The 19,478-nt window shown below is 67.8% G+C and carries 25 protein-coding genes and 1 pseudogene; 15 read left to right on the top strand and 11 right to left on the bottom strand.

The window, feature by feature from the left end; translation table 11 throughout:
* Window positions 1-17 precede the first annotated feature (17 nt).
* Both WKI94_RS01900 and prfA read right to left on the bottom strand, forming a co-directional pair.
* Entirely contained in the window at window positions 18-485 is a 468-nt protein-coding gene (locus WKI94_RS01900; protein WP_337844115.1) for an NUDIX hydrolase, read from the bottom strand.
* Window positions 485-1,549 (bottom strand): peptide chain release factor 1, encoded by a 1,065-nt coding sequence (prfA, locus tag WKI94_RS01895; RefSeq protein WP_337844084.1) that lies wholly within the window; start codon window positions 1,547-1,549, stop codon window positions 485-487. The genes WKI94_RS01900 and prfA overlap by 1 nt, the downstream gene beginning before the upstream one ends.
* 64 nt (window positions 1,550-1,613) lie before the next feature.
* On the opposite strand from prfA, the gene WKI94_RS01890 reads away from it, so the two are divergent.
* Window positions 1,614-2,405 (top strand): ZIP family metal transporter, encoded by a 792-nt coding sequence (locus WKI94_RS01890; RefSeq protein WP_337844083.1) that lies wholly within the window; start codon window positions 1,614-1,616, stop codon window positions 2,403-2,405.
* Between the two features lie 84 nt (window positions 2,406-2,489).
* Here the strand turns inward: WKI94_RS01890 and WKI94_RS01885 are convergent, their stop codons facing one another.
* Window positions 2,490-3,074: an SCO family protein gene (locus WKI94_RS01885; RefSeq protein ID WP_337844082.1), complete on the bottom strand. Its 585-nt coding sequence runs from the start codon at window positions 3,072-3,074 to the stop codon at window positions 2,490-2,492.
* Complete coding sequence (locus WKI94_RS01880; protein ID WP_337844081.1) at window positions 3,071-3,493, bottom strand: copper chaperone PCu(A)C; 423 nt, start codon at window positions 3,491-3,493, stop codon at window positions 3,071-3,073. The genes WKI94_RS01885 and WKI94_RS01880 overlap by 4 nt, the downstream gene beginning before the upstream one ends.
* A gap of 139 nt (window positions 3,494-3,632) precedes the next feature.
* Here WKI94_RS01880 and WKI94_RS01875 point away from each other — a divergent pair, with 139 nt between their 5' ends.
* The 9 genes from WKI94_RS01875 (at window position 3,633) to WKI94_RS01835 (ending at window position 9,618) form a co-directional block, all read left to right on the top strand.
* Complete coding sequence (locus WKI94_RS01875; RefSeq protein ID WP_337844080.1) at window positions 3,633-4,766, top strand: NosD domain-containing protein; 1,134 nt, start codon at window positions 3,633-3,635, stop codon at window positions 4,764-4,766.
* Window positions 4,745-5,425 (top strand): ABC transporter ATP-binding protein, encoded by a 681-nt coding sequence (locus WKI94_RS01870; protein ID WP_337844079.1) that lies wholly within the window; start codon window positions 4,745-4,747, stop codon window positions 5,423-5,425. Before WKI94_RS01875 ends, WKI94_RS01870 begins: the two co-directional genes overlap by 22 nt.
* Window positions 5,406-6,098, top strand: a complete 693-nt coding sequence (locus WKI94_RS01865; protein WP_337844078.1) for a nitrous oxide reductase accessory protein NosL — start codon at window positions 5,406-5,408, stop codon at window positions 6,096-6,098. Before WKI94_RS01870 ends, WKI94_RS01865 begins: the two co-directional genes overlap by 20 nt.
* 283 nt (window positions 6,099-6,381) lie before the next feature.
* Window positions 6,382-6,891, top strand: a complete 510-nt coding sequence (locus WKI94_RS01860; protein ID WP_337844077.1) for a nitrous oxide reductase accessory protein NosL — start codon at window positions 6,382-6,384, stop codon at window positions 6,889-6,891.
* Entirely contained in the window at window positions 6,888-7,637 is a 750-nt protein-coding gene (locus tag WKI94_RS01855; RefSeq protein WP_337844076.1) for a hypothetical protein, read from the top strand. The genes WKI94_RS01860 and WKI94_RS01855 overlap by 4 nt, the downstream gene beginning before the upstream one ends.
* 9 nt (window positions 7,638-7,646) lie before the next feature.
* Window positions 7,647-8,090, top strand: coding sequence for a hypothetical protein (locus WKI94_RS01850; protein WP_337844075.1), 444 nt, complete (start codon window positions 7,647-7,649; stop codon window positions 8,088-8,090).
* Entirely contained in the window at window positions 8,065-8,658 is a 594-nt protein-coding gene (locus WKI94_RS01845; protein WP_337844074.1) for a MazG family protein, read from the top strand. Before WKI94_RS01850 ends, WKI94_RS01845 begins: the two co-directional genes overlap by 26 nt.
* A 29-nt stretch (window positions 8,659-8,687) precedes the next feature.
* Entirely contained in the window at window positions 8,688-9,158 is a 471-nt protein-coding gene (locus WKI94_RS01840) for an NUDIX domain-containing protein (RefSeq protein WP_337844114.1), read from the top strand.
* On the top strand, window positions 9,121-9,618 hold the full coding sequence (locus WKI94_RS01835; protein ID WP_337844073.1) for a type 1 glutamine amidotransferase domain-containing protein: 498 nt from the start codon (window positions 9,121-9,123) through the stop codon (window positions 9,616-9,618). Before WKI94_RS01840 ends, WKI94_RS01835 begins: the two co-directional genes overlap by 38 nt.
* Here WKI94_RS01835 and argB read toward each other — a convergent pair.
* Entirely contained in the window at window positions 9,611-10,354 is a 744-nt protein-coding gene (gene argB / locus WKI94_RS01830; protein ID WP_337844072.1) for an acetylglutamate kinase, read from the bottom strand. The genes WKI94_RS01835 and argB overlap by 8 nt on opposite strands.
* Entirely contained in the window at window positions 10,347-10,835 is a 489-nt protein-coding gene (locus tag WKI94_RS01825; protein ID WP_337844071.1) for a hypothetical protein, read from the bottom strand. The genes argB and WKI94_RS01825 overlap by 8 nt, the downstream gene beginning before the upstream one ends.
* A 19-nt stretch (window positions 10,836-10,854) precedes the next feature.
* On the opposite strand from WKI94_RS01825, the gene dnaX reads away from it, so the two are divergent.
* The 5 genes from dnaX to WKI94_RS01800 all read left to right on the top strand — a co-directional run bounded on the left by dnaX (window position 10,855) and on the right by WKI94_RS01800 (window position 16,018).
* The gene (dnaX, locus tag WKI94_RS01820) at window positions 10,855-12,420 is read left to right on the top strand and encodes a DNA polymerase III subunit gamma/tau (protein ID WP_337844070.1); all 1,566 of its coding nucleotides are present in this window, start codon (window positions 10,855-10,857) and stop codon (window positions 12,418-12,420) included.
* Window positions 12,421-12,427: 7 nt separating this feature from the next.
* Window positions 12,428-12,709 carry a metal-sensitive transcriptional regulator gene (locus WKI94_RS01815; RefSeq protein WP_016328302.1) on the top strand — a complete coding sequence of 94 codons (282 nt, stop codon included), beginning with the start codon at window positions 12,428-12,430 and terminating at the stop codon, window positions 12,707-12,709.
* A gap of 2 nt (window positions 12,710-12,711) precedes the next feature.
* Complete coding sequence (locus tag WKI94_RS01810) at window positions 12,712-13,173, top strand: HD domain-containing protein (protein ID WP_337844069.1); 462 nt, start codon at window positions 12,712-12,714, stop codon at window positions 13,171-13,173.
* Window positions 13,174-13,248: 75 nt separating this feature from the next.
* Window positions 13,249-15,102, top strand: a complete 1,854-nt coding sequence (locus WKI94_RS01805) for a 2-oxoacid:acceptor oxidoreductase subunit alpha (protein ID WP_337844068.1) — start codon at window positions 13,249-13,251, stop codon at window positions 15,100-15,102.
* Between the two features lies 1 nt (window position 15,103).
* Window positions 15,104-16,018 (top strand): 2-oxoacid:ferredoxin oxidoreductase subunit beta, encoded by a 915-nt coding sequence (locus WKI94_RS01800; protein WP_337844067.1) that lies wholly within the window; start codon window positions 15,104-15,106, stop codon window positions 16,016-16,018.
* Here WKI94_RS01800 and WKI94_RS01795 read toward each other — a convergent pair.
* From WKI94_RS01795 to WKI94_RS01775, 5 genes and pseudogenes are all read right to left on the bottom strand, one after another.
* Window positions 16,013-16,978 (bottom strand): NAD(P)H-dependent glycerol-3-phosphate dehydrogenase, encoded by a 966-nt coding sequence (locus WKI94_RS01795; RefSeq protein ID WP_337844066.1) that lies wholly within the window; start codon window positions 16,976-16,978, stop codon window positions 16,013-16,015. The two genes, WKI94_RS01800 and WKI94_RS01795, sit on opposite strands and share 6 nt — an antisense overlap.
* Complete coding sequence (locus tag WKI94_RS01790; RefSeq protein ID WP_337844065.1) at window positions 16,975-17,970, bottom strand: hypothetical protein; 996 nt, start codon at window positions 17,968-17,970, stop codon at window positions 16,975-16,977. The genes WKI94_RS01795 and WKI94_RS01790 overlap by 4 nt, the downstream gene beginning before the upstream one ends.
* Complete coding sequence (pyrE, locus tag WKI94_RS01785) at window positions 17,967-18,518, bottom strand: orotate phosphoribosyltransferase (protein WP_337844064.1); 552 nt, start codon at window positions 18,516-18,518, stop codon at window positions 17,967-17,969. Before pyrE ends, WKI94_RS01790 begins: the two co-directional genes overlap by 4 nt.
* 5 nt (window positions 18,519-18,523) lie before the next feature.
* A complete protein-coding gene (gene pyrF / locus WKI94_RS01780; protein ID WP_337844063.1) occupies window positions 18,524-19,291 on the bottom strand; it encodes an orotidine-5'-phosphate decarboxylase in 768 nt (255 codons plus the stop codon).
* A gap of 68 nt (window positions 19,292-19,359) precedes the next feature.
* Window positions 19,360-19,478, bottom strand: a pseudogene (locus WKI94_RS01775) (IS256 family transposase); the annotation flags it as partial.

Raw genomic sequence — 19,478 nt, 5'->3', positions numbered from 1 at the left:
CTCCAGCATACCCCGGCCTAGACCTTTACCCCCGGCACCCCCCAGTCCCCGTAGGCGTAAAACCGCCCCCGTTCCCCCTTGAGGTAGCCCATGAGGGGCTCCAGGAGGGGGAGGTGGCCCTTTAGCCTGGCCTCCACCTCCTCCGGGGCGTAGAAGCGGGCCTCCACGATGTGCCCATCGGGGTCTTTTGGGTTTAGAAGGCCCTCGTAGCTCGCCCGGAAGGCCATGGCCAAGGTACGCTCGTTCTTGCGCCGGTCCTCCACCTGGACCACGTAGGCCAGGTGCTCTATGGCCTTTACCCTAAGGCCCGTCTCCTCCCGCACCTCCCGTGCCAGGGCCTCGAGGACCGTCTCCCCCGGTTCCACCGTGCCCCCGGGAAGGGTGTAGCGCACCTGGCCGCGCCGCCCCCAGTCGTTTCCCACCAGGAGCACCCGGCCTTGGCGGTCCAGGAGGATGGCCGCCACCACCAGGATCTCGCGGCGCATCACGCTTCGGTCATGGCCTCCAGCTGGCGCTCCTGATCCGCCCTCTTGAGGGCCTCCAGGAGGGGCTGGAGGCGGCCCGAGAGGACCCCCTCGAGGTCGTGGGTGGTGAAGCCGATGCGGTGGTCCGTGACCCGGGACTGGGGGAAGTTGTAGGTGCGGATCTTCTCCGCCCGCTCCCCGGTACCGATCTGGGCAAGGCGGGTTTGCCGGAGCTTCTCCGCCTCCTCCTGGCGCCTCATCTCCAAAAGACGGCTACGGAGGATCATGAGGGCCTTTTCCCGGTTCTTGATCTGGCTCCGTGAATCTTGGCAGGTGACCATGATGCCCGTGGGCAGGTGGACCACCCGTACAGCGCTGTCCGTGGTGTTCACCCCCTGGCCCCCCGGGCCCGAGGCCCGCATCACGTCAATGCGGATCTCGTCCATGTTGAGCTGGAAGTCCGACTCCTCCGCCTTGGGCAACACGGCCACGGTGGCCGTGGAGGTGTGGATGCGTCCTTGGGTCTCCGTGGCGGGCACCCGCTGCACCCGGTGCACACCGCTTTCGTACTTCAGGGTGCCGTAGGCGCCGGGGCCCCGGATCTCCACCACCACCTTGGAAAACCCCCCGAGGTCCGTGGGGTTGGAATCCAGGATTTCCGTCTGGAACCCCATCTCCTCAGCGAAGCGGAGGTACATCTCCAAAAGGTCCCGGGCAAAAAGGGCCGCCTCCTCCCCCCCGGTGCCGGCCCGGATCTCCAGGATGGCGTCCTTCTCGTCCATGGGGTCCTTGGGGAGAAAGTGGCGCTCCAACTCCTTTTCCAGCCGGGCCTTCTCCGCTAGGAGGGCTTCCCGCTCTGCCTTGGCCACCTCCTTCAGCTCAGGGTCCTCGAGGAGGCTCTCCGCCCCCTCCAGGTCCTCCAACACCTTGCGGTAGGCGCGGACGAGGGCGATGACCTCCCCCATCTCCGCGTACCGCCGGGAAAGGGCCTGGTAACGCGCGGGGTCTTTTAGGACCTCGGGGTCCGCCAGGCGCGTTTCCAGCTCCTGGTACTCCTCTTCTAAGCGCGCAAGCTTGTCCAGCATACCTACTTTCAGGATACCCCAAAGGGGGCTTTACCGGTTTTTAGGGATGCCTAAAATAGAGGGCATGGACCCCATCCTCTACGCCCTCCTGGCGGGGCTCTTCACCTGGGGCCTCACCGCGGTGGGGGCGGCCAGCGTCTTCCTCACCAAAGAACCCAGCCGCAAGCTTTTGGACGGCATGCTGGGCTTCACCGCCGGGGTGATGCTGGCGGCCAGCGTCTTCTCCCTCCTCATCCCCGGGATGGAGGCCGCAAAGGCCCAAGGGATGAACCCCCTAGCGCCCGCCATCCTGGGTTTCCTCCTGGGGGGTGGGCTCATCCGGGTGCTGGACGCCGTCTTACCCCACCTCCACCTGGGTGAGCCCCAGGAGGCCGCGGAGGGCCCCAAAACCCCCTGGCGGCGCACCACCTTGCTCATCCTGGCCATCACCCTGCACAACTTCCCCGAGGGCCTGGCGGTGGGGGTGGCCTTTGGGGCTGTGGGGGCTGACCCCACGGGCACGGCCACCCTGGGCGGGGCCATCGCACTGGCCCTGGGCATCGGCATCCAAAACGTCCCCGAGGGCCTGGCGGTGGCCTGGCCCCTAAGGCGGGCCGGGGTAAGCCCGGGGGTGGCCTGGTTTTACGGCCAGCTCTCCGCCCTCCTGGAACCCATGGCCGCCCTTATGGGGGCCTCCTTGGTGAGCCACATGATGGCCCTTCTCCCCTACTTCATGGCCCTGGCCGCGGGGGCCATGGTCTACGTGATCGTGGAGGAGGTCATCCCCGAAAGCCAAAGGGAAAGCGGGGACATCTCCACCCTGGGGGCCATGCTGGGCTTCGCCCTCATGATGGCCCTGGACGTGGCCCTGGGCTAAGTGCCCCGGCATTGAAGAGTCCTGAAGGGGCTTGGAGGGAAGGCGCGCCGGGCCCCCACCGAGGCAAACGCTTCGGTGGGGTACTTAAAGGAGCGCCCTAAGGTCCGCCACCACCCTTTCCGTCTCCTCCACCTTATCGGGGCTAAAGAGGAGGACCAGCTTCCCGCCCTGGACCACGAAGGTGGTGGCCGTGTGGTCCACCAGGTAGTCCTCCGGGCCCCGGTACTGGCTCACCTGGTAGTAGACCCCAAGGGCCTGGGCCGCCTGACGAATAGCCTCCTCGCTTCCCGAAAGCCCAAGGAAGGAGGGGTTAAAGGCCTTGGCGTAGCGGTCCGCCACCTCCGGGGAGTCCCGCTTGGGGTCCACGCTGACGAAGACCACCTGCACCCGGGCCTGCTCCGCCGGGCTTAGGGCCTCGTAGGCCCGCTTCAGGGCAAGAAGGGTGGTGGGGCAGACATCGGGGCAGTGGGCGTAGCCAAAGAAGATGAGGACCAGCTTGTCCTGGAACTGAGAAAGGCGTACTGGGCCTTCCGGGCTCTCCAGAAGGAAGTCCACGGGCTTGGGGTTCAAAAGCCGGGTGCCGTAGAAGGCGTGGCCCCCCTTGGGGAGAAGGAGGTACCCGAGGAGGAGAAGCCCAGCCACGATGAGGAAAGGCAAGACCCGCCTCATCGCATCTCCACGGGGAGGAGGACCTTGACCTTGAGCCCCCCCTGGAAGACCAGGGTGAGCTCCACCTTCTCCCCCGCCTTCAGGAGGCGCTTCAGGCCCTCCAGCATCAGGTGGTACCCCCCGGGCTTGAGCTCCACCCGCCCCTTGGGGGGGATGTCCAGGTAGGGTAGGGGCCGCATGCCCATCACCACGTGCCCATCCCGCTGCTCCCGTTGGTCGCGGTGCAGGGAAACCCGCCGGGCCACCGGGGTTTCTCCCCCAAGGAGGCGGAGGGGCTTGTCCCCCCGGTTCAGCAGGGTGAGGTAGGCCGCGGTGTCCTGGAGGACGGGGGGCACCAAGCGGACCCACCCAGGCTGGACCTCCACCCGCTGGGCTAGGGCCAAGGCAAGAAAGGGGAGGAGAAGGGCCAAAGTCCGCACGGTGCCAGTCTATAGGAAAGGAGGCGGGACATTCGTACTCCCCTCGCCTGGAAGTACAAACGTCCCGGCCCAGGAGCCTACCCTAGGGGTGGGAATGTATGCTCTGCCGCTCTTCCTGGGGGTAGCCCTCAGCGGGCCTATGCTGAGGCTCCAGGGCGATCTGCAGGGGCCCTTGGTCCTGAACACCCCTGGGCTTCAGGTGGAGGCCCAAGGGGCTACCCTTCGGGGAACCCAAGGGCACACCCTGGTGCTGAACGCCCCGGGCATCCGGGTGCGGGGGCTCAGGGTGGTGGGGGCAGGCCCGTCCTCGGACTTCTTTGACCCTCATGCGGGGGTGTACCTGGAAGGGTGTGAAGGGTGCCTTCTGGAGGGCCTCGAGGTGGAAGGGGCTCCCACGGCGGTGCGCCTAGAGAACTCCCCTGGAGCCAAGGTGCGCGGGATCAAGGCCCGAGGCATGGGGGAGGCCCCGGGCGTCCTGGCCTATCGGAGCCCCGGGGTGCAGGTGGAGGGGAGCGAGCTTTCAGGCTTCATGGACGGGATCTACCTGGAATACACCCCCGAGGCCAGGATCCTGGAAAACCGCCTCCTGGACCACGCCCGTTACGCCTGGCACGTGATGCTCAGCTGGGGGGTGGAGGTGAGGGGCAACCTCTCCTTTGGGAACGGTGTGGGCTCGGCCATCATGCACGGGGCGGAAAACCGGGTGGTGGGGAACCGCTTCTTAGGTGAACGGGCCCCCATTGCCTACGGGCTTTTGGTCCAGGGGGAAAGGGGAACAGCAGTGGAGGCAAACCTCTTCGGGGAGAACACCATCGGCCTGGTGCTCATGGATAGCCAAGGGGTCCTGGTGCGGGCCAACCGCTTTGAGGAAAACGGAACTGCCTTGCGCATCACCCGTGAGCGGGGGGAAAACTCTGCCCAGGTAATGGCCAACGTCTTCCAGGGCAATCTCTACGACCTCCTGGTGGACGATCCGAAGGCCAAGGCAGAGGTGGTGGGCAACGCCTACGACCGGGCCCCCGGCCTCCCCGTGCCCCACCTGCCCACCTCGAGCTTCGCCCTCCTCTTGGCCCGGCAACCGGAGCTCTCCCTGTTTGCCCTCTCCCCTGGTGTCCTCCTGTGGGAGGGGGCGGAAGCCCAGGTGCCGGGCCTCCGGTTGCTGGCCCTGGCCGATCCCCGCCCCACCCCCTTGCCGAGGAAAAGGGCAGCCCCCGCCGCTCCCCTCCTCCTGGGCCTTTTGGGAGGTGCATTGTGGTGGCGGTGGAGGGTCTGACCAAGCGGGGCCGGCTTCAGGGGGTGACCCTCCGGGTGGGGGAAGGGGTGGTGGGCCTCTTTGGGCCCAACGGGGCAGGGAAGAGCACCCTCTTGGCCCTCCTCGCGGGGCGGCTTAGGCTAGACGGGGGAAAGGCAGCCCTCATGGGTCTTAACCCCCGGGACCCCCGGGCCCTCCCCCTGCGGGCCTACCTGCCCCAAAACCCCCGGCTTTTCCCCCACCTGAAGGCCCTGGAAGTCCTGAAAGGGGCCCAGCGGGCCAAGGGGCTAAGGGGGGAGGCCTTGGAAGAGGCGGTGTTCCGAATGGGGGTGGAACCCCTCCTCCCCAAACGGGTGGGGGTCCTCTCGGGGGGACAACAAAAGCGGCTGGCCCTGGCCGCAGCGCTGATGGGCAACCCGCCCATATGGCTTCTGGACGAGCCCACGGCAGCCTTGGACCCCAAAGGGCAGGCCCGCTTCTGGGACTGGGTGGCGGCCAAGGGGGAGGGGCTCGCCCTCCTGGCCCTGCACGGCCTGGAGGAGGCCTCCAAGGTAGGGCACCTGGTCCTGCTCAAGGGGGGGAGGGTTCTGGAGGAAGGTCCCCCCAACCGGCTTTTGGGCCCAAGGGGAGAACGCCTCCCCTGGCTAATGGAGGTAGTCTATGGTGAAGACGCGGCGTGAGGTCTTGACGGCTTTAGGTGGGTTGCTCATGGTGGGAGACGCCTTGGCCCAAAAACACATGGGAGGGCATTCCATGGGGCAGAACATGCCTACCTCTAAAGAGGTCATTCCCCCCAAGCCCATCCCCTGGGGTACAGGCACTTGCGCGTTTTGTGGCATGCCCATCGCAACCCCGGAAGGGCAGTGGCGCGGGCGGACCTTTCCGAAAGGGTTTTTTGAGCAGACCTACAGCCAAATCGGCTTCAAGGAACCCCAGCCTGCACCCCACAACCCGCAAGAGAGGGTGGATGCCCTCCACTTTGAAAGCATCGCCTGCATGGTGAACTACGCCTTCGTACATGGCCTGCAGGACGGGGAGGGGGCCACCTTTTATGTGACGGATAGGGGCAGCTACGACCCGAAGGACCCCCAAGGGAGCGCGCGCCTGATACCCGCCCGCAGGGCCACCTTCTACTGGGGGGAAAAAATGATGGCGGTCATGAATGCCAAGCTGATGGCCTTCGCGGGGCCTGCCCAGGCCAAAGCCTTCGCCGAAAGCCATCCAGAGCATGGGAGGCAAAGGTTTTACACCTTCCAGACCCTTTTGGACTTCGCCCCTCTCCCGGAAACGAACCTGGTGGCCCTCTTGGCCCAGCACGCAGGGCTGTTAGGAGAAGAGGCACACCACCACTGAGCGGAAGAGGAGGCCGATTCGGGAAACCCCCTGCGTCAGGCCCCAGGTTGGGCAAGGAGAAGGCCAAACGACCGCTCCCACCAGGGTGAACGCCCTAGACCCTAAGGAGTACACCCTGCCCTGAACCCGGGAAGCCGCCCTAGCCTTAAGTGCCCCACCGAAGCTTTCGCTTCGGTGGAGACCCCAGAACAAGTGGTCCAGCGTGCCCTTCCTCCAAGTCCCATGAGAAGTTTTCCATGCCCGGGCGCTTAGCTGGGGCGGCTCCTCCTCTTAAGGAAGAGGTATGCAGCGCAGAATCCTTCTCAAGATGATGGCGCTCCCCCTTATAGGGACCCAAGCCCTAGGAGCCCCAAGGACACTCAGGATAGGGGTGGATGCCTGCCCCTACTGCTTCATGACCATCTTGGATGCGCGTCATGCAGCCCAAGCCATCAACCCCCAGGGCAAGGCCTCCTTCTACGACGACCCTGCCTGCCTCCTGGACCAGCTCAACGGCTGGGGGGGGCCGGAGCTGAAGGCCCAGGAGGTCTACCTGGCGGATTTCCGGGGCAGTCAAAGGGACAAGCCCCTTTGGGTGGAGGCGGGAAAGGCCCTCCTCTACCACCACCCGAGCATTCGCACCCCCATGGGGTCCGGGCTCCTCGCCTTCGGAAGCCGGGAAGGGCTGGAGCAATACCTGCGGGAACGCCCAGAGCGCAAGGGGGGGAGGGTCCTGACCTGGAAGGAAGCGCTTAAGGAGGGGGAAAGGCGAACCTGGGTGCCCGCGGAGGTCTTCACCCCCAAAGCGCCATGACCCCCCTCTTCCTGAAGGAGGCGGCCCGGAACCCCTGGGCCTCCGGGCTTTTCCTCCTCCCCCCCCTCTTGGCCTTGGGGTTCACGGGACGGGGGGAAGGGGTGGGGCTGGTGGGCCTCTACGCGGGGCTCGTCCTCCTCCTACCCCCCCTCGTCCTGGCCCTGGCCCTCCCCCTCTTGGCCTCGAGGGAGGAGTGGGCCTTCCTCCTAGGCCTTCCCCTCCGGCCAGGCCGGGCCTTCCTGGAAGCAGGAGCGGGGATTTTCCTGGGCCTCTCCCCGCTCCTCCTCCCGGGCCTCCTTCTGGGAGCTTGGGTCTTGGGGCTTTCCCCCAAGGGCACCCTCTGGCTCCTCCTTTCCGGGGTGGGCCTCCTCCTCTTCTGGTTGGGGGTGGCCGCCCTTCTCGCCGCCCTCCTCTTGGAAGAACGGCGGGCCTTGGGCCTGGGCTTCGCCCTTTTCGGCCTCCTCAACGTCCTCTACGGCCCCCTGGTGGTGGCCCTGGCCGTGCGGCTCCAAGCCTATCCCCTGGAGGGCCTCCTCACCTTGGCCCTCCTCTCAAACCCCCAGGAGGTCCACCGGGTGGGGCTCCTGGTGAGCCTCGAGGCCCCGGTCCTGGTGGGACCGGTGGGCTACCTGGTGGCGGAGCGGTTGGGGTCGGTGGGGCCCCTATGGGGGTTCCTCCACTTAGGCCTCTCCGGGCTGGCCCTGGCCCTGTTGGCCGCCCTGGTTTTCGGCAGGCGGGACCGGTAGGCTTGGGGCATGCGCCTTGTGGCCATGTTCTTCATCCTCCCCTTCTTCCTACAGCTCCTAGGCCTTGGGGACACCCCTTTGGGCGGGGGGCTTTGCGGGGAGGTCTTCCGGGCCAAGGACCCGGCTTTGGCCTTCAGGACCCCGGGCTTTTGGTACGGCCTCCTCTTCATGGCCCTCCTGACCCTGGAGCTGGGCTACGGCCTCAGCCTCCTCCTCCTGCCCCTTCTGGAGGTGCACCCGGGGAGGGGGTGGGTGCGGGCTGGGCGGTACCCAGCGGGGGCGCTTCTCGCCCTTTTCCTCCTCACCCGCACCACGGGGCTTCCCATCCCGGGGCCCCAGGGCCTGGTCCTGGAGCCTGCCCCCCTGGACCCCCTAAGCCTCCTCTTGGTGGGCCTCTCCCTCCTCGGGGCCCTCCTCTTGAGGGAGAATGGGGGGCATGGAACGGCTGCTTGAGGTGATGCGCCGCCTGAGGGGCCCTGGAGGGTGCCCCTGGGACCGGGCCCAGACCCACGAAAGCCTCGTCCCCTACCTCCTGGAGGAGGCCTCGGAGGCCGCAGATGCCCTTCTGGAGGGGAACTCCAAGGCCATGGCGGAGGAGCTTGGGGATGTCCTCCTCCAGGTGGCCTTTCACAGCGTCATCGCCGAGGAGGAGGGCCGCTTCACCTATGGGGACGTGGAGCGGGCCATCGTGGAGAAGCTCATCCGCCGCCACCCCCACGTCTTTGGGGAAGGGGAGGCGAAGACGGCGGAAGAGGTGAAGGCCCGCTGGGAGGAGCTTAAGGCCAAGGAGGGCAAGCTGGAAGACCCCTGCAGCCTGCCCAAGGGCCTGCCCACCCTTCTAAGGGCCTATGAGCTCCAAAAAAAAGGGGTGGACCCGGGCTCGGAGGAGGGCCTAAAGGCCGCCCTGGAAAAGGGCGACCTGGAGGAGGCGCTTTGGAACCTGGTGGGGCTTTTCGCCAAGCGGGGCCTGGACCCCGAGAGCGCCTTAAGAAGGCGCTCCCTCAGAGCTTGCCGGAGCTAAAGCCCCTGGAGGGCTTCCGGCTTGCGGCGGTGGCCGTGCCCCTCCTTGGGGGCCACCTCCTCCTCACCCGGCGAAGCCCCCACCTCCCCACCCACGCGGGCCAGGTGGCCTTTCCCGGGGGGGTGGTGGAGCCTGGGGAAGGGGTGGTGGAGGCCGCCCTTAGGGAGGCGGAGGAGGAGGTGGGGCTTAGGGGGGTGGAGCCCTTGGGCTTCCTCTCCCCCACCCTTTCCCCGCAGGGCTTCCTGGTCCAGCCGGTGGTGGTCTACCGGGAGGACATTCCCCCCCTTCGCCCAAGCCCCAAGGAGGTGGCCGAGCTCCTCCTCGCCCCCCTGGAGGAGCTTCTCGCCCTCACCCCCTGGAGGGAGGAGCGCCTGGGGCGCGTGGTCTGGCACTACCCCTGGCGGGGGGTGGACATCTGGGGGGTGACGGGGAATATCCTGAGGGAGTTCCTGGAGGTGTGGCGTGGGGCAGATCGGGATTCTCCTGGCGGACCTTTTTGACGAGCGGGAGTTCATCTATCCCTACTACCGGGTCCTCGAGGCCGGGCACACCCCCCTGGTCATCGGGCCCGAGGCCCGGGCCTACCAAGCCAAGTCGGGCTTCGCCTGGAAGGCGGAGGTGGCCGCGGAGGAGGCCCCGCCCCTTTCTGGCCTCCTCATCCCCGGGGGATTTGCCCCCGACTACCTGCGGCGAAGCCCCGCGGTCCTGGCCCTGGTGCGCCGGGTGGCGGAGGAGGGAAAGCCCCTAGGGGCCATCTGCCACGCAGGCTGGGTGCTCATCAGCGCAGGGCTTGTGCGGGGGCGCCGGGTCACGGGGTTCTTCTCCATCCGGGCGGACCTGGAAAACGCCGGCGGGCTTTACCGGGAAGAGGGGGTGGTGGTGGACGGCACTCTGGTCACCGCCCAGGGGCCCAAGGACCTCCCCGGCTTCATGCGGGCCTTTTTGGGGCTCCTTAGCTGAAGCGGGTCCCCGTCCGCCCGGCCAAGACCCCCTCCAAGACCCCCCGTCCCCCCTTGGCGATGGCCGCCCAAGGGGCCCCCGCTTCCAGGGCGCCCAGGGCCGCCTCCACCTTGGGGATCATCCCCCCCTGGAGGACCCCTTCCCCCTTTAGGGCCAGGGCCTCCCCCCGGGTGAGGTGGGGAAGGCGGCTTGCCGGGTCCTTGGGGTCCCGGTAGACCCCTTCCACATCGGTGAGGAAGACCACAGGCCAGCCCAAAGCCCCCGCCACCGCCCCCGCGGCGGTGTCCGCGTTCACGTTTAAGGGGCCCTCCTCGTCCAGGGCGATGGGGGCGAGGAGGGGGGTGTAGCCGGCCTCGAGGAGGGCGCGCAAAACCCCCACCTCCACCCCCACCACCTGCCCCACCCGGCCCAGGTGGGGAAGGGCCCGGCCCCTTAGGAGGAGGGCATCCCGCCCGCTTAAGGCGAGGGCGGGGCGGCCCCTTTGGCTTAGGCCATGGGCGAGCTCCTTCCCCACCAGGGTGAGGACCATCTCGATGGCCTCCATCTGCTCCGGGGGGGTGACCCTTAGGCCCCCCTCAAACCGGGTGGGGAGGCCAAGCCGTTCCAGGAAGGCCCCGATACGGGGCCCACCCCCGTGGACCAGGACCAGGGGGCCAGGGTAGAGGGCGAGCTCGTCCAAGAGGTCCTCCGCCCCCCTTAGGCTCCCCCCCACCTTGACCAGAAGGGGTTCACTCAAGGTAGACCACCTCCTCGGGAAGCCCCTCTTCCTCCTCCGCCTCCAAAAGGTCCAGGAAGCCCAGGAGGGCGTGGTCCGGGTGGAGGCCGAAGGCCTGGGCCAAGGCGGTGGCAGCGGAAAGGGGAGGAAGGGCCTTGGCCTGGAGGAAGACCTCCTTAAGCCCCTCAGGGGCCCAAAAAGCCTCCCCAAACTCCGGGCCCTTCCGGATCTCGCCCAATACCTGCCCTCCTTCCGCTTGGAGGAAGAGGAGGTTCTCCTCCTCCACCACCAAAAAGGCCAGGGCAAGGCCCAGGTGGGAGAGGCCCTGGAGGAAAACCCTTAGGGCCTCTGGGTCCTCCCCTGCCTCGAGGGCCTCGTGGTAGAGGCCGGTCCAGGGGGGGTCAGGGAGGAGGTAGACCCCAGCCCCCCCGGTCCGCCCCTCGGCCCAGGGGAGGACCGCCTCTAAGGGCACCTTCACGTGAAGGGAGAGAAAGCTCCGCACCGCCTCTATACTAGCCCTTGTGAGCGCCCTCTACCGCTCCTTCCGCCCCCTCACCTTTGAGGAGGTGGTGGGCCAGGAGCACGTAAAGGAGCCCCTAAAGCAGGCCATCCGCGAGGGGCGGCTGGCCCAGGTCTACCTCTTTTCCGGGCCTAGGGGGGTGGGGAAGACCACCACCGCAAGGCTCATCGCCATGGCCGTAGGGTGCACGGGGGAAGGGGAGCGTCCCTGCGGGGTCTGCCCCCACTGCAAGGCGGTGGCCCAGGGGGTCCACCCCGACGTGCTGGAGATGGACGCGGCCAGCCACAACTCCGTGGAGGATGTGCGGGAGCTCAAGGAGAGGATCCACCTGGCCCCCCTTTCCGCCCCCAGGAAGGTCTTCATCCTAGACGAGGCCCACATGCTCTCCAAAAGCGCCTTCAACGCCCTCCTAAAGACCCTGGAGGAGCCCCCGCCCCACGTCCTCTTCGTCTTTGCCACCACCGAGCCCGAGAGGATGCCTCCCACCATCCTCTCCCGCACCCAGCACTTCCGCTTCCGCCGCTTGAAGGAAGAGGAGATCGTGGCCAAGCTGAAGCGCATCCTAAAGGAGGTGGGCCGGGAGGCGGAGGAGGAGGCCCTAAGGCTCGTGGCCCGGCTTGCGGACGGGGCCATGCGGGACGCGGAAAGCCTTCTGGACCGCCTCCTCCTCCTGGAGGAGATCACCCTGGCCCGGGTGGAGGAGGCCCTGGGCCTTCCCCCAAAGGAGGCCCTAGAAGGCCTGGCGGAGGCCCTCTTCCAGGGGGAGGTGGGCAAGGCCCTGGCCGTGGCCCGCACCCTCTACGCCCAGGGCTTCGCCCCAAGAAGCCTGGTGGGGGGGCTTTTGGAGGTGCTGAGGGGGTTCCTTTACGGGCGGGTGGAGGGGAAAGGGGGGCCCTCCCCGTGGGCCCTCATCGCGGCCATGAAGGCCCTGGACGAGGGGCTGGAGAGGCTCGCCCGCCGCTCGGACGCCTTGGGCCTCGAGGTGGTCCTGTTGGAAGCGGGCCAGGCCTTCGCCCTTTCCCCCCACCCGGAAGCGCCCCCCACCCCCCCACCCCCCGAGCCCTCCAAAGACCTCCCCCCTGCAAAAGAGGCCCCGCCGGTGCGGGCCTTCCTGGACGCCCTGAAGCCCACCCTTCGGGCCTTCGTCCGGGAAGCGGAAATCGCCCTGGAGGGGGACACCCTTTACCTCCGCTTCCCCGAAACCAAGGCCTTCCACCACCAAAAGGCCCTGGAGCACAAGGACGCCCTCCTCCCCATCGCCGCCCAGGTCTTCGGGGTGCGGGCCCTGGAGATCCAAAAGGGGACCACCCCAGAAAAAAAAAGCCCTCTGACCGCCCCTGAACCCCAAAGGGCAAACCCGCCGCGGGAGCGCTCAGAACCCCCCCAAAGCCCCAGGGGGATCCAGGACCCCTGGCCCGAAGCCCAGGACCCGCCCCCGGACCCCGAAACCCTCCTACGGCACCTGGCCCGCCGGCTTGGGGGAAGGGTCCTTTGGGTGCGCAAGCCCAAGGTGGCCGAGGCCGAGGAACCCCTAAGCGAAGACGAGATAGGGGGTAATGGTATATAATGCCCCCATGACCCGGACCACCGATCTCGGCAACGAAACCGTGGAGAACATCCTCAAGCGGCTACGGCGCATTGAGGGGCAGGTGCGGGGCCTGCAGAAAATGGTGGCCGAGGGCCGCCCCTGCGACGAGGTCCTGACCCAGATGACCGCCACCAAGAAGGCCATGGAGGCCGCGGCCACCCTCATCCTGCACGAGTTTCTCAACGTCTGCGCCGCGGAGGTCTCCGAGGGGAAAGTGGACCCCAGGAAGCCCGAGGAAATCGCCAACATGCTGAAGAAGTTTGTCTAAGGGTGCATAAGCGCCTAAAGCGCCTCCTCAAGGCCTTCTTCCCCCACCTCGCCCGCCCGGACGACGCCTTTGCCTTAAGCCTCCTAAAGGGGGAGGAGCGGGCCTTGTACCTGGCCATGGATCCGCGGGACCGGGAGCATGCGGTGCGGGTGGCCCGCCGTCTCCTAAAGGCCTACCCCGAGGCACCCCCTTCTGTCCTCCGGGCGGCCCTCCTCCACGATGCGGGCAAGGCCTTAAGGCCTTACCACCCCTTGGAAAGGATCCTCACCGGCCTCTTCGCCCCACCCGTCCCCCCCTACCCCTTGCGAAGGGGAATCCTTGGGGCCTTCCAGGTGCGCCGTCACCATCCCCTCTACCTGGCCGAGCGCCTGGAAGACCCAGAGGTGCGGGCTTTGGTCCTGGAGCACCATAGGCCCCAAAGCCTCTGGGGGCAAAGGCTCCACCGGGCCGACCAGGAGGAATAGGCCCCTCCTTGTACAAATGCCCCTAGCCAAGGTCCAGGGGTTAGGGGTAAGTTATGCGGGAAAAGGAGGGTCCTTATGGATGACTTCACCTGGCGGGTGGGCGGCCCTCAAGGGGGCGGCATAGAGACCGCGGCCACCCTCTTCGCCCGGGCGGTGGGCAAGGGCGGTTGGTGGGTGGCCACCCGGCGGGAGTACCACTCCAACATCATGGGGCGGCACTCCTACCTGGACGTGAGACTGGGGCGAAAACCGGTCCAGGCCTTCCGGGAAGGGGTGGATATGCTGGTGGCCCTGGACGGGGAGACCTTGGTGCGCCACCTGGGGGAGGTGCGGAGCGGGGGGGTGCTCCTCTACGATCCCAAGGTGCTGGACCAAAGCCTGCACAAGCTCCCCATGCTGGACCATCGGGTGGCGGAGGCGGTGGAGGCTAGGCTTGGGAAAAGGGACCCAAGCCTTCAGGAGATCCTTTCGGCCCACGTGGAGGCGGGGGTCCAGCCCCTCCCCTACCCCTACGAGGAGGTGGCGGAAAGGATCGGAAGCGCCCTGGGAGTGCCCTCCCTCCAGGCCCGGCGCACCTTAAACACCATCGCCGTGGCCGCAAGCCTCCACCTCCTGGGCTACCCCTTGGAGCCCCTCCTGGAGGCTTTGGCCCTGCAGTTTAGGGGGAAGGTGCTGGAGCTCAACCGGGCGGTGGCCGAGGCGGTGTACAAAGAGGAGGTGCCCAAGATCCCCTTCCGCCTTTCCCTAAACGGCTACGAGCCCGGCCGGGTCTACCTCACTGGGGCCCAGGCGGCCGCCTTGGGGAAGCTTGCCGGCGGGCTTCGCTTCCAGACCTACTACCCCATCAGCCCGGCCACGGACGAGTCCACCTACCTCGAGGCCCACACCGCCTTCCCTGGGGCGGACGTGGCCGTGGTCCAGACGGAGGACGAGATCGCCGCGGTGAACATGGCCATCGGGGCGGCCCTTACCGGGGCCCGGGCGGCCACGGCCACCAGCGGCCCCGGCTTCAGCCTCATGGCCGAGGGGATGGGCTTCGCGGGGATGATCGAGGCCCCTCTGGTGGTGACCCTCTACCAGCGGGGCGGGCCCTCCACGGGCCTCCCCACCCGCACGGAGCAGGGGGACCTCCACTTCGCCCTAAGGGGCGGGCACGGGGAGTACCCCCGCCTGGTCCTGGCCTCCGGGGACATCCTGGACGCCTTCCTGGACGCCCAGAAGGCCTTGGCCTGGGCCTGGCGCTACCAGACGGTGGTGATCCATCTTTTGGACAAGTTCCTGGCTTCCAGCGCCCAAAGCCTTCCCAAGGAGGCCCTTAAGGTCCTCCAACTGGACGGGGAGAAGCGGCTTCCACCCAGGGAGGGCAGGCCCGTCCCCCTACCCCGCTACGCCCCCAGCGAGGGCAGGATCTCCCCCTTTATCCCCCTGGGCACCCCCGGGGGCTTCTACTGGATGACCTCGGACGAGCACGACCTCGAGGGCCACATCACCGAAGACCCCGTCCTCCGGGAGTACCAGATGGAAAAGCGCATGCAAAAGCTCCAGACTGCCCTAGAGGAGATCCCCCCGGAGGACCAGTACACCCTCTTCCGGGACGGGGAGGTCCTGGTCTTGGGGTGGGGCTCGGTGAAGGGGGCCATGCTGGAGGCCTTGGAGGCGCTTCCCGGAGTGGGCTACCTCCACCTCAGGCTCCTCTGGCCTTTCCCCAAGATCGGACCCCTCCTGGAGGGGAAACGGCTCGTCACCCTGGAGCACAACTATTCTGGCCAGCTGGCCGACCTGGTGCAGGGGGAGACCCTGAAAAGGGTCCACCACCGGGTGGTGAAGTACAACGGCCGCCCCATCGTCCTGGAGGAGGCGGTGACGGCCCTAGAGGCCATTCTGAAGGGGGAGGCCAAAGAAAGGGTCGTGCTTCGGAAAGGGGTATAGCATGCTGGAGCTCAAGCTTGCGGACTACAAGGCGGAAAAACAGCCCGACTGGTGCCCAGGCTGCGGGGACTACGGCATCCTCTCCGCCCTGCAGATGGCCCTTTTTGAACTAAAGAAGGACCCCACAGAGACCGTGGTCTTCTCCGGCATCGGCTGCTCGGCCAAAACCCCCCACTACCTGAACCTCTACGGGGTCCACACCCTCCACGGCCGCGTCCTGCCCGTGGCCCAAGGGGCCAAGCTCGCCAACCCCCACCTCACGGTGGTGGCGGTGGGGGGGGATGGAGACGGACTTGGCATCGGGGCTGGGCACTTCGTGGCCGCGGGGCGGCGGAATGTGGACATGCTCTACATCCTCTACGACAACGAGGTCTACGGCCTCACCAAGGGCCAGGCGGGGCCCACCCTGGGCCTTGGGGAGAAGACCAAAAGCCTGCCCAAGCCCAACCCCCAAAGCCGCATTAACCCCCTCCTCCTGGCCTTCGCCTCGGGGTACACCTTCATCGCCCGGGGGTACGCCTACGATGTGAAGGGCCTGAAGGAGCTCATCAAGGCGGGGATAGAGCATAAGGGCCTCGCCTTCCTCCACGTCCTCCAGCCCTGCCCCACCTACAACGACCTCCACACCAAGGAGTGGTTCGCCCCGAGGCTCTACCGCCTTGAGGAGGAGGGGTACGATCCCCGGGTTACCGAGGGGCTCCCCCCCGAGGTCCTGGAGGAGAAGATGGCCCGCTTCCAGGAGAAGGCCCTGGAGTGGGGGGAGAGGATCCCCGTAGGCCTCTTCTGGAAGGCCGAGCTCCCCACCTTTGAGGAACGGCTTAGGGCCTTCCTCCCCCGCTACCCCGAGGCCTACCCGGCCCAGGGGCAGGAGGAAGCCCTGGACCTCGAGGGCCTCCTCCGGGAGTTCGCCCTATAGCTCCGGCTTGGGCTCCCGCCCCATGAGGGCGAGAAGGGCCTTCATGGGGTCTAGGCCCTCGTAGACCACCCGGTGGACGGCCTCGGCGATGGGAAGCTCCGCCCCCACCTCCCTGGCCCAGGCCATGAGGGCCCGCACCGCGTAAAGTCCCTCCACCACCCCCCGGGCCTCCAGGGCCTCCCGGGGGGTCCCCCGCACCAGGGCCTCCCCCGCCCCGCGGTTCCGGGAGTGGCGGCTATAGGCGGTGGCCAAAAGATCCCCCAGGCCCGAAAGCCCATAGAAGGTGGCCTCCTCCCCCCCCATGGCCACCCCGAAGCGCACCATCTCCCTAAGGCCCCGGGTGAGGAGGGCGGCCTTGGCATTGTCCCCAAGGCCCAGGCCGTCCACCATCCCCGCGGCCAGGGCCAGGACGTTCTTCATCCCGCCCCCAAGCTCCACCCCCCGCCGGTCCCGGCTGGTGTAGACCCGGAACGTGGGCCCCGCGAAGAGGGCCTGCACCCCCTCGGCCCTGGGCCCCGCGGCCACGCTGGCCGTGGGCAGGAAGCGGGCCACCTCCTCCGCGTGGTTGGGGCCCGAAAGGACGGCCACTTCCCGCCCCGTGAGGGCCTCCACCAGCTCGGAAGGGGTGAGGAGGGCCCCTTCTCGGAAGAAGAACCCTTTGGCCGTGGAGAGGTACCAGGGGGCCTTGGGAAGGCCCTTGAGGGCCTCCTCCAGACCCTTGGTGGGGATGGCCAGCACGGCAAGCTCCGCCCCCGCCAAGGCCTCCTCGGGGTCAGCGGTGGGGTAGAGATAGGCGGGAAGGGGCACCCCCGGGAGGTGGGCCCGGTTCTCCCGGGCTTCCCTTAGGGCCTCGGCCTGCTCCTTCCTCCGGGCCCAAAGGGCCACGGGAATCCCCTTGGAGGCCAGGACCACGCCCAAGGCCGTGCCCCAGGCCCCCGCACCCAGGATGGCCACCTTCATAGCAGGAAGACTACCTCAAAGGCCTCGTACCAGGCGGCAAGGAGGAGGAAGAAAACCCCCAAATAGAAGGCCAGGAGGAGGTCCCTAAGCCCCCTCCTGTACCCCTCCCTCCCGGCTAACCGGGCCAGGAGGCTGAGCCCCCCAAAGGTCACCAGGATGTAGGCCTGGAGCTCCAGGAGGAGGGTGGGCAGGTGGAGGAGGAAAAGGGGCCCCAGGAGGGCCGGGGAGAGGGCGAAGCCGAAGAGGAAGTAGCGGAGGGCGTTCAGGAGGAGGACAGGGAGGCCCAAGAGGAGGGCCGGAAGGAGCCCGGTGAGGAAGAGACCTTGGGTGAGGTTCCAGCTGAAGATGACCCCCGCCAAGGCCATAACCCCCGCCTCCATCGCCCGGTCCAAGCCGAGGGCCTCCAGGGTGCCCCCCAGGAGGGCCTGGACCCCTCGGGCAACCTCAGGAAGGGCGTAGGCCAGGAGGGCCCCCAGGGTGAAGAGGCTGTAAAGGAGGGCATTGGTGACCAGGTAAAGCCCCCGCTTCTCCCGAAGAAGGGCTAGGGCCTCCAAAAAGGCGGCGCGAAAGGGGCCCGGCTGGCGCAGGAGAGAAGCCCAGAAAAGGCTCAGGAGGAGGAAGCCCCATCCGGCGGCGGGGGTGAAGAGGTAGGCCGGGGGGCCCACGCCTTCTGGGCGGTAGAAGACCCGCACCGCCCTGCCCCCCTCCAGGACCACCCCCACCTCCCCCCCGCGGGCGGCGGGGAAGTAGACCCGGTTTCCCTCCACCCGGGGCTGGGCCCGGTTCACCTCCAGGCCTGGAGGGGGTGGGGGAAACTGGGCGTAGCGCTTAAGGAGCTTAGGGGCCTCCTCAGGGGGGGCCTGGAGGAGCTCTTTCAGGGTTGGGGAAAGCTCCCCCTTAAGCCAGGCCTCGAGGGCCTCCTGGGCCAGCTGGGCCTCCGGGGCCCCGAGGGCCAAACCCAGGAGGAGAAGGAGGGCAAGGAAGCGCCTCATACCTCTTCCAGGAGCATGCCTGCCCGGCACAGGGGACAGGCCTCGGGGGGGTACTGGGGGGCCTCGAGGCTGGCCAGGGCCTTAAAGGGCACTCCGAAGGCCGCCTTACCCCCGCTCCGGTCCACCAGGGCCCCCACGCCCACCAGCACCCCACCCTTGGCCTCCGCGGCCCGGATGGCCTTCCGCACGCTTTCCCCCGTGGTCACCACGTCCTCCACCGCCAGGAAGCGGTCCCCCGGGTTCACGGTAAGCCCCTTGCGCAAGACCATCTCCCCGGAAGGGGTTTTCTCGGCAAAAAGGGCCCGGGCCCCCAGGGCCCTTGCCACCACGAAGGAGAGGACCACGCCCCCGATGGCCGGACCCACCACGAAGTCCACCCCCTCCTCCTCAAAGAGCCGGCCCAGGGCCTCCCCCACCGCCTCGGCATAGATGGGGTGCTGGAGGAGGGCCGCGGACTGGAGGAAAAGGGGGGAGTGGAGGCCGGAGCGCAGGAGGAAGTGGCCCTCCAGGAGGGCCCCCGTCTTGCGGTAAAGGGCCAGAACGTCCATCCCTCCTACTCTACCAGGGCCTTCAGGAGCTCGGCCTGGGCCCTTAGGGCGGCCTCGAGGTCCGGCCTCCCCCCTGGGTAGAAGAGGGCGCGGCTTGCCGCGTTGAGGAGGCCGGGGCCCTTAAGGGGCCTTCCCCCCTGGGCCCCCACCCCGGGAAGGAGGAGGGGGGCCCTTGGGGCCACGGCCCGCACCCCGGCCACCGCCTCGGGGTAGGTGGCCCCCACCACCATCCCCACCCGGCCAAACCCCTCCCCCTCCTCCTCCAGGCGGGCCAGGGCCTCCGCCAGGTGGAGGTAAAGGGGCCTTCCCCCCACGGGCGGGTCCTGGAGGAAACCCGAGCCCGGGTTGGAGGTCTTCACCAGGACGAAGAGGGCCCCCCCATGGGCCCGGGCGGCCTCCAGAAAGGGGGCAAGGGCGTCCAGGCCTAGATAGGGGTTTACCGTGAGGGCGCTTCCCGGAAACCGGGCCAGGTAGGCCTCGGCGTAGGCCTTTGCGGTGGAGCCGATATCCCCCCGCTTGCCGTCAAAGATCACGGGCAGGCCGAAAACCCGCGCCGCGGCCGCAAGCTCGAGGAGAAGCCCCATCCCCTCCACCCCCAGGGCCTCAAAGAAGGCCAGCTGGAACTTCACCGCGCAAAGCCCCGGGGCCAGGGCCTCCATGGCCTCGAGGGCGTAGCGGCGGAGGCCCCTTAGGGGGTCTTTCCCATGGAGCTCGGGCCTCGGGTCCACCCCAAGGACCAAGGGGGGGCGCTCTAAGGCGGTGAGGAAATCCATCGCCTTCCACTATAGGCCTTGACGCCCAAACCCCCACGCCCTAGACTGGCCGGCGTAAAACGGTCGTGTCAAGATTTATGTGTAAGCGTCTGTGTACGGGGGGCATACCTTTCCCGAAGCATCCCTTCCAACACCTCCTGCACCTCGGCAAAACCCTTCAACCTCCGCTCCGCCCACCTCCCTTCCT

The sequence above is a fragment of the Thermus sp. genome, from assembly GCF_037444525.1.
Taxonomy (GTDB): domain Bacteria; phylum Deinococcota; class Deinococci; order Deinococcales; family Thermaceae; genus Thermus.
The sequence above is the reverse complement of the archived record's forward strand: the minus strand, read 5'-3'. Positions and strand labels throughout refer to the sequence as shown.